At 40.8% G+C, this 12,986-nt stretch carries 16 protein-coding genes and 2 rRNA genes; 1 reads left to right on the top strand and 17 read right to left on the bottom strand.

What is annotated here, in order from left to right; translation table 11 throughout:
• Positions 1-30: 30 nt before the first annotated feature.
• The 6 genes from ispE to metG all read right to left on the bottom strand — a co-directional run bounded on the left by ispE (position 31) and on the right by metG (position 5,626).
• Positions 31-882, bottom strand: a complete 852-nt coding sequence (gene ispE, locus ERX29_RS09250; protein WP_133444404.1) for a 4-(cytidine 5'-diphospho)-2-C-methyl-D-erythritol kinase — start codon at positions 880-882, stop codon at positions 31-33.
• A 118-nt stretch (positions 883-1,000) separates the two neighbouring features.
• Entirely contained in the window at positions 1,001-1,264 is a 264-nt protein-coding gene (gene veg / locus ERX29_RS09245) for a biofilm formation stimulator Veg (RefSeq protein ID WP_133444403.1), read from the bottom strand.
• 99 nt (positions 1,265-1,363) lie between these two features.
• Entirely contained in the window at positions 1,364-2,254 is an 891-nt protein-coding gene (rsmA, locus tag ERX29_RS09240; RefSeq protein WP_133444402.1) for a 16S rRNA (adenine(1518)-N(6)/adenine(1519)-N(6))-dimethyltransferase RsmA, read from the bottom strand.
• A 2-nt stretch (positions 2,255-2,256) separates the two neighbouring features.
• Entirely contained in the window at positions 2,257-2,796 is a 540-nt protein-coding gene (gene rnmV, locus ERX29_RS09235) for a ribonuclease M5 (RefSeq protein WP_133444401.1), read from the bottom strand.
• 87 nt (positions 2,797-2,883) lie between these two features.
• Complete coding sequence (locus tag ERX29_RS09230) at positions 2,884-3,651, bottom strand: TatD family hydrolase (protein WP_133444400.1); 768 nt, start codon at positions 3,649-3,651, stop codon at positions 2,884-2,886.
• A 10-nt stretch (positions 3,652-3,661) separates the two neighbouring features.
• Positions 3,662-5,626 carry a methionine--tRNA ligase gene (metG, locus tag ERX29_RS09225; protein ID WP_133444399.1) on the bottom strand — a complete coding sequence of 655 codons (1,965 nt, stop codon included), beginning with the start codon at positions 5,624-5,626 and terminating at the stop codon, positions 3,662-3,664.
• A gap of 261 nt (positions 5,627-5,887) precedes the next feature.
• Here metG and ERX29_RS09220 point away from each other — a divergent pair, with 261 nt between their 5' ends.
• On the top strand, positions 5,888-6,172 hold the full coding sequence (locus tag ERX29_RS09220; RefSeq protein ID WP_133444398.1) for an AbrB/MazE/SpoVT family DNA-binding domain-containing protein: 285 nt from the start codon (positions 5,888-5,890) through the stop codon (positions 6,170-6,172).
• Between the two features lie 37 nt (positions 6,173-6,209).
• Here ERX29_RS09220 and rsmI read toward each other — a convergent pair whose 3' ends face one another.
• The 11 genes from rsmI to ERX29_RS09165 form a co-directional block, all read right to left on the bottom strand.
• Complete coding sequence (rsmI, locus tag ERX29_RS09215) at positions 6,210-7,046, bottom strand: 16S rRNA (cytidine(1402)-2'-O)-methyltransferase (protein ID WP_133444397.1); 837 nt, start codon at positions 7,044-7,046, stop codon at positions 6,210-6,212.
• Positions 7,003-7,296 (bottom strand): GIY-YIG nuclease family protein, encoded by a 294-nt coding sequence (locus ERX29_RS09210; protein WP_133444396.1) that lies wholly within the window; start codon positions 7,294-7,296, stop codon positions 7,003-7,005. Before ERX29_RS09210 ends, rsmI begins: the two co-directional genes overlap by 44 nt.
• On the bottom strand, positions 7,289-8,014 hold the full coding sequence (locus ERX29_RS09205; RefSeq protein WP_133444395.1) for a tRNA1(Val) (adenine(37)-N6)-methyltransferase: 726 nt from the start codon (positions 8,012-8,014) through the stop codon (positions 7,289-7,291). The genes ERX29_RS09210 and ERX29_RS09205 overlap by 8 nt, the downstream gene beginning before the upstream one ends.
• A gap of 35 nt (positions 8,015-8,049) precedes the next feature.
• Positions 8,050-8,370 (bottom strand): DNA replication initiation control protein YabA, encoded by a 321-nt coding sequence (gene yabA, locus ERX29_RS09200; RefSeq protein ID WP_133444394.1) that lies wholly within the window; start codon positions 8,368-8,370, stop codon positions 8,050-8,052.
• 11 nt (positions 8,371-8,381) lie between these two features.
• The gene (locus tag ERX29_RS09195) at positions 8,382-9,179 is read right to left on the bottom strand and encodes a PSP1 domain-containing protein (RefSeq protein ID WP_133444393.1); all 798 of its coding nucleotides are present in this window, start codon (positions 9,177-9,179) and stop codon (positions 8,382-8,384) included.
• Positions 9,180-10,094: a DNA polymerase III subunit delta' gene (locus ERX29_RS09190; RefSeq protein WP_165981125.1), complete on the bottom strand. Its 915-nt coding sequence runs from the start codon at positions 10,092-10,094 to the stop codon at positions 9,180-9,182.
• 42 nt (positions 10,095-10,136) lie between these two features.
• Complete coding sequence (locus tag ERX29_RS09185) at positions 10,137-10,466, bottom strand: cyclic-di-AMP receptor (RefSeq protein WP_133444391.1); 330 nt, start codon at positions 10,464-10,466, stop codon at positions 10,137-10,139.
• 30 nt (positions 10,467-10,496) lie between these two features.
• Complete coding sequence (gene tmk, locus ERX29_RS09180; protein WP_133444390.1) at positions 10,497-11,111, bottom strand: dTMP kinase; 615 nt, start codon at positions 11,109-11,111, stop codon at positions 10,497-10,499.
• Between the two features lie 8 nt (positions 11,112-11,119).
• Complete coding sequence (locus ERX29_RS09175; RefSeq protein WP_133444389.1) at positions 11,120-12,457, bottom strand: Orn/Lys/Arg family decarboxylase; 1,338 nt, start codon at positions 12,455-12,457, stop codon at positions 11,120-11,122.
• A gap of 143 nt (positions 12,458-12,600) precedes the next feature.
• Positions 12,601-12,715, bottom strand: a 5S ribosomal RNA gene (gene rrf, locus ERX29_RS09170).
• A gap of 81 nt (positions 12,716-12,796) precedes the next feature.
• Positions 12,797-12,986: ribosomal RNA gene (locus tag ERX29_RS09165) — 23S ribosomal RNA — on the bottom strand; the annotation flags it as partial.

Below are 12,986 nucleotides of genomic sequence, written 5' to 3'. Positions count from 1 at the left end.
AATATACCATAAATGTTCGGCTTTACAACATCATCCTAATAATCTCACCATATAAACTTCTTTACAGCAGCCTTTTAATGCATTGACAACACTTTTCGCCTGACGCTCTCTGCTCATCAATCCATAAACAGTCGGACCGCTGCCACTCATCAATGCTGCATCAGCACCACCTTTAATCATCGTTTCCTTCAATGTTTTAATAACGGGATGCATTTCAATCGTTACTTTTTCAAGGTCATTTCCAAGACTATTGACCAGCAAGTGATAGTTACTGGTTTCAATCGCAGTGATGCACTGGTTAGTCGGAACTTCCGTATCGTCATCATCGAGCTTCAATGCACCGTAGACATCTGCTGTAGACACGCTGATATCAGGTTTTGCCAGTACGACCCATGATGCCGGAGGTTTTGGTAGATGAGTCAGCTGCTCCCCACGACCTTTACACAAAGCTGTCTTTCCATAAATACAGAATGAAATGTCTGAGCCGATTTCAGCTGCCAGTTCACTGAGTGTCTCAAGAGAGAGATTCAAATTGAATAATCGGTTCATGCCACGAAAGGCAGCTGCTGCATCGCTTGAACCTCCTGCGAGTCCAGCAGCGATAGGTATTGATTTATCCAGGGTAATCGTCACACCTTGCTGTAAGTTGTAGCGGTCCATCATAAGTTTCGCTGCTTTATAGGCAAGGTTTCGATGATCATTCGGCACATATCGATGTTCAATCCTGAGTACGATTTTCTTATCTTTACGCTTCTCAAAAGACAGACGATCGTTCAGATCAACTGTCGTCATAATCATCTCTACTTCATGATAACCGTCATCGCGCTTATATAATGTGTCCAGGGTCAAGTTTATTTTTGCCGGTGCATTTTCATAAATCATTTGTCGTCCTCGCTTAAAATTATTAGTACAAGTTTACCATAATTACTATAGTGCCGGTATATTGATTTACCGCAAATAAAAAAGCACAGCCTGGATAGACTGTGCCGAATTCATTCGATTATTGAACAAGAAACTCTTCTTGATTTTCGTTGACAAAAGTAACCTGGACATTTTCAGTCAATACATCAGTGTATGTATAAGACACGCGTTCAAAATTATGTTTATCCTGGTCTAATTCCACAATAAATACTGATGGATAAGTTTCTTTAAGCACACCGCTGCGCTCAATCAACTTTTTACGGCCTCCATTAGCTCTAAGTACAATACGATTTCCTAACTGACAATCAAGAATTTTTTTGATGTCTATTAATGTCTTTGGCATATTGACCCACCTCGCTATAGTGGCAATTATAGCATTTTTAATGTATTTAGTCAAATAAATTTTTAATTTTATCAACTACTTTAAAAGTTGTCAATAGATTTATATCAAAAGATGCGGAAAATCTTCAAAATTATTTGATAATTCTGCAAATTCCTTTAATGTCAGGCTTTCTCCGCGACGTATCGGCTCAATTTCTGAAGCTTCAAGCCAGGCGATGATTTCTCCTTTATGTTCTTTGCTGTTTTGAATCAAGGACATATAGTTATTTAAAATGGTTTTACGGCGCTGAACGAATGCGCCTCGTGTCAACTTAAAGAATAAATCCTCATTATTGACCGTGACTGCCGGTTTTTCCAGCGCTGTCAATTTGACGACAAGAGAATCAACATTTGGAGGCGGCATGAACACTCCTTTAGGTACAATCATCACTTTTTCAACTGAAGTATAATATTGCACTGCGATCGATAATGATCCGTAGCTCTTAGTCGAAGGAGATGCGCTTAATCGTTCACCGACTTCTTTTTGCATCATGACGACATAGCTTGAAATCGGCAGATGCTCCTCCAGCAGTCCCATTAAAATCGGAGTTGTTATATAGTATGGAAGATTAGCTACCACCATAATTTCTTTGCAGTCGGATAAATATGTTTCAATAGCAGACTTCACATCAGCCTTTAAAATATCCTCATTGATTACCGTGACATTATTATATGAACTAAGGCTGTCACCAAGAATAGGAATTAACCGCTGATCAATTTCAAAAGCGAGCACTTTCTTTGCGCGTTTTGCTAATTGTTCAGTTAATGATCCCATACCAGGACCAATCTCTATTACTCCTGATTCATCTGTGATTCCGCTCGCAGTAATGATATTATTGATGACATTTGTATCAATTAAAAAATTTTGACCTAAACTTTTTTTGAAAGAAAAACCATGCTTATCCAGCAGCAATTTTGTACGGGCTGGTGTCGCTATATCTTTATGCTCCATATTCATCCTCCTTTTTTCAAGGCTAAAATAACATCTTCTTCAGTTACGCCGAACGCATTCAGACGATGAAATAGCTGTTTACCATTACAGTAACCTAGTTTTAAGTTATTGCATACTTTGCTTCGTCTCTCTCGCGCGCCAGGACCCATGATTAATCCGAGTTCTACAAGCAGTTCTTTAGAGACTGTTTCGACGCTGCTGTCAAAAGGTGTACTGACGTTGATCAATGCATCCCGGATTGCATCAAGCGGTGCATGTTCTATGCCGATTTTACCACGTTTGTTTCGTGCGATAGATGCATCTACAAATGCCTGTTTCGCAGAGGGAACGCGTTTTTCTATAGTCGTTCTGATTTTATTTCCCGGGTAATCAGGATCTGTTAAAATGATTACACCACGCTTTTCTGCAGCATGCTCTATTGCTTGCAGCGTTTCTTCATTAAGTGCAGAACCATTCGTTTCAAGCGTATCACATTCGACCGCCTGCTTCACTCGGACCGTATCATCTTTACCTTCGACGATAATAATTTCGTTTATTTTCATAATAATCACCTGCGCTATTATACCATAAAATGAATAAACGCCTCGATAACTTCCATGAGAAGTAACGAGACGTCTGAAATGAGAATTTTATTTCAATTTAAATAACCGTTCTGCATTGGCAGTTGTAGCTGCTGCGAGTTCTTCGTACGAAATCCCTCGAAGGTCAGCAATCTGTTCTGCTACAAGTTTGACATAAGCCGGTTCGTTACGCTTCCCCCGGTAAGGATGCGGCGTTAAGTACGGCGCATCTGTTTCAACGATCAGTTTATCAAGCGGCACATGAGCAGCTACTGCTTTCGGTTGTTTTGCGTTCTTAAAAGTCACTGGCCCGCCAAGTGAGATAATGAAGTTCAGTTTCAATACTTCATCACACATTTCGGGTGAGCTGCTGAAGCTGTGCATCACTCCACCCACTTCAGCAGCGTTTTCAGACTTCAAGATGTCTATTACATCCTGCGTCGCCTCTCTATTATGGATGACAATCGGCAGTTTAAGTTCTTTAGCAAGCGCAATTTGACGCTTGAAGACCACCTTCTGAACGTCTTTCGGCGATTTGTCCCAATGATAATCAAGCCCCATTTCACCGATTGCGACAATCTTCGGGTGTTTAGCGAGGTCTTTGATCCACTCATAATATTCATCCGTGAAATCAATCGCGTCCACTGGATGCCAGCCGATGACCCCGTAAATAAAATCATAATCATCAATTAATGTCATTGTACGTCTAATTGTTTTCTCATCAAACCCCACGACAATCATACGATCGATGCCTTCTGCTCGTGCCCGGTCAATGACTTCATTCAAATCATCATCATATTGGTCAGCATTTAAATGAACATGTGTGTCGATCAGCATATTACCACTCCTATTTTACGATTGAGCCGTTATCAATGGTACTCGGTACGCTTACTAATGTCAGCTGCCCATCTTTTTCTGCCGACAGAATCATTCCTTCTGATAATTCACCGCGTAAGTTAACAGGCTTTAAGTTAGTTACGACGATAACTTTCTTGCCAATAATATCTTCTGGTTTGTAATATTCTGCAATTCCCGAGACAATCTGACGTTTTTCACTTCCAAGGTCTACTTGAATCTTGAGCAGCTTCTTAGCTTTTTTTACATGATCTGCGTCGATGACAGTTGCTACTTTAAGTTCCGTCTGTTCAAAAACATCAATTGTGATTTCTTCTTTTCCCGGTTCTTCCTGCTGTTCTATCGTCGGCTGCATTGTACTCTTAATAAATTCCACTTCTTTTTCTGTTTCAAGACGAGGGAATATAGGCGCAGGTGTTGATGTCACTTGAATGTTGCCTAGTTTTCCGAATGAGTCGAGACTGTCAAATTCCTGAAGATCACTATCCATTAAGTTCATCTGTTCGAATATTTTATAAGGTGCTTTCGTTAAGAATGGACGTAACATCACTGCAGCAAAACGAATGCTCTCAAGCAGGTGATACATCACACTTTCAAGCAGTTCCTTCTGACCGTCATCTTTAGCGAGAATCCATGGTGTTGTTTCATCGATATATTTATTTGTCCGGCTGATCAATTTCCATACTTCCTGCAGGGCGACCGAGAACTGAAGGGATTCCATGGCTTCATCATACTGCTTCTTCGTGTCGACAGCGAGCGCTTCGAGTTCTGCATCTTTTTCATGAAGCTGACCTTTATAGCCGGATAGTTCACCACCGAAATATTTATTGACCATCGCTATCGTACGGTTCACTAAATTCCCAAGGTCATTCGCGAGATCGAAGTTTGTACGATCGATAAATGCTTCAGGTGTAAATACACCATCTGATCCGAATGGCAGCTCACGCATTAAGTAGTAACGCACCGCATCAAGACCATAACGGTCAATCAGAATATGCGGATCAACTACGTTCCCTTTTGACTTACTCATTTTGCCGTCTTTCATCAATATCCAGCCGTGCGCGAATATTTTCTTCGGCAGCGGCAAGTCTAGAGCCATGAGCAAAATCGGCCAGATAATTGTATGGAATCGCACAATTTCCTTCGCCATAATATGGATATCTGCCGGCCAGTATTTTTTAAATAATTCATCGTCTTCTGATAAATAACCAAGGGCTGAAATATAATTCGTCAGCGCGTCAATCCACACGTAAACAACATGTTTAGGATTAGATGGCACTTTAATACCCCAGTCAAATGAAGTACGTGACACGGCGAGGTCTTCAAGACCCGGATTGATGAAGTTATTCAGCATTTCATTTTTTCTTGATACCGGCTGAATGAAATCCGGATGCTCTTCATAGTACTGTACGAGACGATCAGCATACTTACTCAGTCTGAAGAAATAGCTCTCCTCTTTGACAAGTTCTACAGGAACCCCGTTATCCGGACTGTTCCCTCCGATAACTTTCCCTTCTTCATCATAGATTGGATCTACTAGCTGCGTTTCAGTATAGAAAGTTTCATCTGATATAGAATACCAGCCTTCGTATTCACCAAGATAGATATCATCTTGTTCCAGTAGTCTTTCAAAGATTTTCTCGACGACTACTTTATGGCGGTCTTCTGTTGTACGTATGAAATCATCATTTGAGATTTCAAGCTTTTTCCACAGCGCTTTAATATCTGCGATGATCTCGTCAAGATATTCAATCTCCTGTTTCCCTGCTGCCTGCGCCTTCTCCTGGATCTTCTGACCATGTTCATCAGCCCCTGTTAAATATCTGACGTCATATCCTTGAAGACGTTTATAACGAGCTATCGTATCTGCTGCGACAGTCGAATAGGCATGCCCGATATGCAGTTTTCCACTTGGATAGTAAATCGGTGTTGTCACGTAAAAAGTGTTGTTTGTCATCGTAGTCCTCCTCATTCTTCTATCACTTAAATATACAGAAAAAATATGTTTTTTTCAATATCCTTTAAATGTAAATTCGACATATTTAATATTACGCTATCAATACAAAATATTACTCTTTTATTACAATTACTATTATAGAGATTAATTTATTGACATTGTATATTTATGGTAGTATATTCTAACTATGTCAAATGTCGAATTTGACTTTAATTATGTCGAATTAACAAAATTTACTAACTACTTTGGAGGATATATTTTATGAAATCAACAGGAATCGTAAGAAAAGTTGATGAATTAGGACGTGTAGTAATTCCTATTGAATTACGTCGTATTCTGGACATCGCTGAGAAAGATGCACTAGAAATCTATACTGATTCAGATAAAATCATTTTAAAGAAATATAAACCAAGTATGACTTGCGCTGTAACTGGTGACGTATCTGAAGATAATTACTTACTTGCCGGTGGCAAACTTGTATTGTCTAAAGAAGGCGCTGAACAGTTGATCAAAGAAATTCAGGATAAAGAAAAAGCAGCTAAATAATTTATCAAGCCCTGGCGCAAAAGTGCCGGGGCTTTTTCTAATCTTGTATGTGAAAGCTATTATAAACATCTCTTTTTTTCATATTTCTATCAACTGAGACCTGCTTGATTGCATCTTTTGATGACTGACCTTCTGCGATATAGTGATTAACATGATCGTTTATTGTCAGCGCATCCCACCATTGCTCCACATTCTTTACCTCGTACTGTCCGTCAATAACAATGACAAATTCACCTTTCAGCGGAATATCATTCTCGAGCCTTGTCAGTAAATCATTGACAGGGGCTGTCACGACCTGCTCATACCGCTTCGTCAGTTCCCTTGCCAAAGCCACTTTTCGCTCTGCATCCACTTTCGCAATCGTCATCAACGTATCTTTAATTCTATAAGGTGATTCATATAGTAATATAGAATGCGGCTGCTGCATCAATTCATTGAGCTTTGCGTACTTCTCGGATTCTTTCCGTGGAAGAAAACCGTTGAACAGAAACGAGTAAGAAGACAAACCGCTTGTCATCAATGCTGTAAGAGCCGCATTTGGACCAGGTACGGTAATAACTGTGAGTCCAACATCTCTCACTGCATTGACCAGTTCATAGCCAGGATCACTGATCAGCGGAAGACCGGCATCCGAAACAAGTGCAATGGATTTTCCTTCTTTAAGCATCGCGACCAGCACTTCCGTCATTCTATCTTTATTGTGCTCATGATAGCTTTTAAGTGGTGTTTTAATGTTATAGTGGTGCGTCAGTTTACCTGTCACTCTCGTATCTTCACAGGCGATAATATCTACTTCCTGCATAATACGCACAGCACGAAATGTCATATCTTCAAGGTTGCCGATGGGTGTTCCGACCAGATAAAGCGTACTCATGTGCTGCCTCCTTAATCAATTTCAGTTTTTCGTTTCTTGTCAGCTGCTTGATGGCATACTCCCGCTTCATCGCTTCTGATTTTGTTGGATGCTGTTCTGAATAGATGCGGGTTACAGGGAGACGGTTCTTTGTGTATTTTGCTCCTTTGCCTGCATTATGGACTGCTAACCGCTTCTCAAGGTCAGTAGTATAGCCGGTATATAATGTGTCATCGCTGCATTTCACTATATAAATATAATGTTCATCCATAATATACCTCTTTCATCTCAGCGGAATATTCTCCGTCCTCGTTATAGATGTAGAACGGCGGCATTACTTTGCAGTCCGGTTTGCCATCTTTAACGGCCTCGATAACTACTGTTACGGCAGTTGGCTTGCTAGGTTTTGAATAGATCTGCCATATCTTTTTCGGCTCAAGACGAGCGGACCTCATGGATAATAAACAATCTACAAGCCGGTCAGCACGATGAACCATATATAATTTGCCGCCCTGTTTTAACAGATGCTGTGTTGCAGATGTACAGTCATCAAGTGTACACATCACTTCATGGCGGGCAATCATATGTTCCTCCTTTAAGTGACGGAACGATTGATTCTGTCTGAAGTACGGCGGATTGCATGTGACGATGTCATACTGACTCGGTGTGAAGCGATTTGAATCTTTCAAATCCATCTCATGCATCTTAATTCTTTCGGTCAGTAAGTTATGTTCAACGGAACGTCTCGCCATATCAGCAAGTCGCGGCTGTATTTCAATGGCGTCAATCGTATAGTTTGAACCATGGCTGAGCAAAAGCGGTATGATTCCATTTCCTGAACACAGGTCCATCACTCGTCCTTTCTGCATCTTCGGGGTGAAGTGAGCGAGTAATAAAGCATCCGTCGAAAAGGAGAAGACCTCACTGTTCTGAATAATAACAAGTCTTTCTTTAATTAACTGGTCATAGCGTTCATTATCTTTAAGCATATATTCCTCCAAGAAAAAAAGGCATCGCTGCCCTTTTACTCTGAATCCAGTAAGCTGAGGCAGAACATACAGTCCCCGCCGCCGCGATGCTTGCCGAAAAGTTCTCCTCTACAAATATGAAAACCTTCTGCATACAGCATGGCGAGGTTATCTTTACTTTGCAGTGACTTCAATTTCTTAGGCTGATTCTTTGGAGACTGAATCATCCGCTGCATATTGTCCCGTTCAAGTTTCAGAGCAACATTCTCTTCAACAAGATCGACTGTCTGCTGTTTAAGTTCTATAAAGCCTTGCTGAAGTGAATTCATCTGCTGTTCAAGCTCCATAATTTTATTTAATAAATCGTCCCGATTCACATTATCATTCCTTATGCATTGATTTCATCGATATGATACTCAAGCGGCTGTTCCATCCCTTGAACTTTCACCTGCATTGTCACATCAAGAATATTAAGTGCAATCACTTTACCCGGACCTTCAGGCGTATCGATCTTATCTCCGATATCAGGCAGTTTTTTTCTTGTTTCTTCATAGTAGTCATTCTCATATTTAAGACAGCACATCAATCTGCCGCATGCACCGGATATCTTCGTCGGGTTAAGTGAAAGGTTCTGATCCTTCGCCATCTTAATAGATACAGGTTCAAAATCACCGAGGTGAGTTGAACAGCACAGACTCCGACCGCACGGACCAATTCCGCCGAGAATCTTCGCTTCATCGCGCACACCGATCTGACGCAGTTCTATTCGAGTTTTCAATTCGAAAGCGAGACTTTTGACCAGTTCCCTGAAATCAACCCGCTCATTCGCTGTAAAATTAAAAATGATCTTCCCTTTATCCAGTGTATACACCGCATTTACAAGATACATTTCCAGCTTATGCTTTTTCACGAGTTCTTTACAACGTTTAAGAGCTGCATCTGCATCCTGCATATTAGTTTCATACTTCAGCATATCTTTCTCTGTTGCCCGACGTTTCACCATCGGTACAGGCATAACGACATCCGCTTCTGCTATAAGACGATTGCCTGTGACAACTCGCGCAAGCTCCTGACCGCGTTTTGATTCAACGACAACATAGTCATTCAAGATATATTCTTCACCGTCCGGCATAAAATATTCTGTTCTATCCGCTTTATGATATTTAATACCTATAATTTCTATCAATCATTTCACCTCTTTCGCTATTTGTATGGCAATATGTTCAAATACCAGCATCGGGCTGACATATTGGAGTAAATTCTTTTTACCTGCAAGCATCATATCAATCCAATGAACACATTGTGATAACGACATGTTTTTCCCTAACATCTCAAGCTTCGGCTGATGATCCGGGAAACTCAAGTGGTCATTTCCAAGCTTGATGTACAAAATATCCTGAAAATAAAGCTGAAGCAAATCAATAGCAAGCAACTGCTGTTCACGATCTGATGCCGTCTGCAGCAGATCCACAATCTGAACAAGTCCCATTCTGCTGTCAGTCATCATAGTATCTGCCCATTTTAACACAGCAGTACGCAGCTGAGTGAACTCTTTTTCTTCCAGCCACAGATTTGCTTCTTCCTCACCAAAAGAAAGAGCGGTAAATGTCGCTGCCAGTTCGTCGCTGACACCTCCATTCACAAGAGCTGTACGAGCAGATTGTGCCGATACACTAATATGCTGACATCTGGAATGAATGGTCGGTAGAATTTCCCGGGGTTTTGTCGTCAGTAGCAGAGCGATCGTATTCGGCGGCGGCTCTTCAAGAAATTTAAGAATAGAATTCTCACCTTGAATAGTCACTTTATCGAAATCCACGATAACATACACTTTATACTGACCTTCCACAGGTTTCTGATTCATCCGGTGCAGCACTTCTTCAATCATTTCCTTTTTGATTGTAGGTTCATCTGTTTCCAGCCAATAGAAATCTGAATGATTGTGATTAAAGACCCGAGACCGCACAGTGTCGTCATTTCCTAATATATCAGCTGCGAACTGGATGGCTTCTTGCTTCAATGCTGTGCGCTGAGTACTTTCCATCAAATAGGCATGAGATAATTTTTCTGAAGTAATGAATTGCTGGAGTTGTGTATTCATAGGCCCTCCGTTATATTGAAAAAGCTGCATAGCTGCAGCTTGTTAAAATTGATGAAATTGTTCGATCGGCATCACGAATACTGTAGCACCGCCGACTTCCACTTCAACCGGATAAGGAATGTAATTATCAACGTTACCACTCATCGGTGTGACCGGTGTAACCAGCTGATCGCGGTTACGACAAGTGCTATTAATCAACGACAGCAAATCCTGAACGCGATCATCTTCAACACCCATGAGAAATGTTGTATTTCCGGCACGTAGAAAGCCACCTGTCGTTGCAAGTTTAGTCGTTCTGAAATTATTTTTTGTCAATTGACTCATTAAGTTCTGGCTGTCCTGATCCTGGACAATTGCAATAACCATTTTCATAGTAAACACCTCAGTCACATTATAACATAACTATTTTAATTTTTTGATGATGATATTATAGGCTGATTCAATCACTTCTTCAATCGGCCGGGATGCATCGACTATATGAATACGCTCAGAATATTTGTCAGCCAGTTGATCATATCCCGCACAGACTCGTTCATGGAATTCCAGTGCTTCCTTATCAAGACGGTTCATCGCACGGTTATTCGCTGCAATGCGACTGAGTCCTACTTCAGGAGCTACACGTAAGTACAACGTTAGATCCGGAAAATGAGACTCTATCGCAAATTCATTAATTTTCAATATTTCTTCGATACCTATATCGCGTGCAAACCCCTGGTAGGCGAGCGAACTGTCAATGAAACGATCGCAAAGCACCAGTTTATCTTCCGAAAGCGCTGGAAGCACCTTTTCAACGAGATGCTGTCTACGGCTCGCTGCAAAGAGCAACGCCTCTGTCCGGTAATCCATATCATTTTTTTCATCGAGCAGAAGTTCACGGATCGCCTCGCTGATTCGAATACCACCAGGTTCACGAGTTGTAATGACTGGATACGTTTCAGCAAGTCGTGCTGCAACAGCTGTCAGTACTGTAGATTTACCAGACCCCTCCGGTCCTTCAAATGTAATAAAGCAACTCATGTTATCCCTCATTCAATTATTGATATCTTTTCGTCCATCATACCATGAATCCGAATGCCCTGGTCTATGTATCTTTTAAGTTCAGTGACATGTTTTGATGAAAGCTTTTCTCCTGCAATTACAAATGGAATACCGGGCGGATACGGTATCAACGCTTCAGCTAAATAACGCCCGATGCCTTCATTCAATGACACAATTCGTTTAACTCCTTCAACCGGTTTGTAGAAACCTGCTGCAGTAGTGTATAAGTGATTGATACGCTCTGCCTTTTCCACTTGAGTTATATCAGCCATGTTGATTTTTTCAATTAATACAAGTAATCTTTCCATCGGGAAACTATCATGCTCATGCCATAATGGCAGAACTAAGAGTACATCAGTAAACGTCGCAAGTTCCGTATAGATCGACTGTTCTTCTAAAACTAATTGTAATTCACTACCTGAACAACCTACTTTTCTAATTAATAGTTTAAGCGGATCATCTACTTCTATCACATCAAACTTATCACTTAATTTCTGAATCAACGCTCTACGTTTTTTCCAGAACTCATCCGATTGATAATGAACATAAAAATTATGTGCCTGTTCAAGACTGGATAAGATTAAATAAGAAGGACTCGAAGTCTGAAGAACAGATAAATATCGTAGAATACCTTCCTTTAATTCACCTTCTTTATGAATATGAATCACTGAGCCCATCGTCAGAGCAGGTAATGTCTTATGATAGGACTGCACAATATAGTCGGCATCAAAATGAACTGAGGAAACAGGAAAGTTTTCAGCAATATCAAAATGTGCACCATGTGCTTCATCAACCAGTACTTCTATATCGTGCTCATGAAAGAACTGAATAACTTCTTTAATATTATATGTTTCTCCAAAGTAATTAGGATAGGTGAGTACAGCAAGTTTAATATCTTTTAAATCTTTTTCTTCTATAGCAGAAATATTCACTCCAGAATATTGTCCAGTTATTTGAGAAACAATAGCGGGTAGAATGTATGCGTCATGTCCTTTCAACGATAATCCATTGAAGACGGATTTATGAACATTTCGCATGATTGCGACTGACGAAGACGAAGGAAGACTTTGCAATACTGAAAGAATTCCGGTCGTTGTTCCGTTCACTATATAACGGGTCTGATACTCAGGACAGCGACTTAAAAATGTTTCACTACGGGCAATGACGTTTTCAGGATGGTGATAATCATCCAGACCATTGATTTCAGTCATATCATAACTGATGTTTATATCGAGATTCCCGATGGTTCCATTATGATGTCCGGGAACATGAAGCGATATAACTTCACTCGAATATTTTTTAAGTTGATCCGTAATTGGTTTCATAAAATCACCTGGTACATAAAATCACCTTAGTTTGAGAAGTACATCCATTATAACAAAAATGCCGGCTGCTCTGTGAAGCCGGTAAAAGAACGCAAAAAAAAGAGACCTGAAAGGTCTCGGTGCGGCTCATCGCATATGTTTCTGCCCGGCAACGTCCTACTCTCGCGGGACGTCAGTCCAACTACCATCGGCGCTAGAGAGCTTAACTTCTGTGTTCGGTATGGGAACAGGTGTGACCTCTCTGCCATCGCCACCAGACAGACTGAGAATTATACTCTCAAAACTAGATAAGTAAGAAGAAGGGATGATTCCAAGCTCGTCGAGCTAAAAAATCTTATTTTGATTAAGTCTTCGATCGATTAGTATTCGTCAGCTCCACACATTACTGTGCTTCCACCTCGAACCTATTGACCTCATCATCTCTGAGGGATCTTATAACCGAAGTTGGGAAATCTCATCTTGAGGGGGGCTTCATGCTTAGATGCTTTCAGCACTTATCCCGTCCATACATAGCTACCCAGCTATGCCG

The organism is Macrococcus lamae (genome assembly GCF_004359545.1).
GTDB classification, from domain to species: domain Bacteria; phylum Bacillota; class Bacilli; order Staphylococcales; family Staphylococcaceae; genus Macrococcus; species Macrococcus lamae.
This window is presented reverse-complemented; position numbering and strand designations above follow the sequence as displayed.

Coding starts and splice junctions, on each gene's coding strand:
- ERX29_RS09190 (WP_165981125.1), bottom strand. CDS start 10,094: ATGAATACACAACTCCAGCAATTCATTACTTCAGAAAAATTATCTCAT.
- ERX29_RS09175 (WP_133444389.1), bottom strand. CDS start 12,457: ATGAAACCAATTACGGATCAACTTAAAAAATATTCGAGTGAAGTTATA.
- ERX29_RS09230 (WP_133444400.1), bottom strand. CDS start 3,651: ATGCTGATCGACACACATGTTCATTTAAATGCTGACCAATATGATGAT.
- ERX29_RS09210 (WP_133444396.1), bottom strand. CDS start 7,296: ATGGATGAACATTATATTTATATAGTGAAATGCAGCGATGACACATTA.
- rnmV (WP_133444401.1), bottom strand. CDS start 2,796: ATGAAAATAAACGAAATTATTATCGTCGAAGGTAAAGATGATACGGTC.
- ERX29_RS09205 (WP_133444395.1), bottom strand. CDS start 8,014: ATGCTTAAAGATAATGAACGCTATGACCAGTTAATTAAAGAAAGACTT.
- ERX29_RS09185 (WP_133444391.1), bottom strand. CDS start 10,466: ATGAAAATGGTTATTGCAATTGTCCAGGATCAGGACAGCCAGAACTTA.
- rsmA (WP_133444402.1), bottom strand. CDS start 2,254: ATGGAGCATAAAGATATAGCGACACCAGCCCGTACAAAATTGCTGCTG.
- veg (WP_133444403.1), bottom strand. CDS start 1,264: ATGCCAAAGACATTAATAGACATCAAAAAAATTCTTGATTGTCAGTTA.
- rsmI (WP_133444397.1), bottom strand. CDS start 7,046: ATGAGTACGCTTTATCTGGTCGGAACACCCATCGGCAACCTTGAAGAT.
- ERX29_RS09220 (WP_133444398.1), top strand. CDS start 5,888: ATGAAATCAACAGGAATCGTAAGAAAAGTTGATGAATTAGGACGTGTA.
- ispE (WP_133444404.1), bottom strand. CDS start 882: ATGATTTATGAAAATGCACCGGCAAAAATAAACTTGACCCTGGACACA.
- metG (WP_133444399.1), bottom strand. CDS start 5,626: ATGACAAACAACACTTTTTACGTGACAACACCGATTTACTATCCAAGT.
- tmk (WP_133444390.1), bottom strand. CDS start 11,111: ATGAGTTGCTTTATTACATTTGAAGGACCGGAGGGGTCTGGTAAATCT.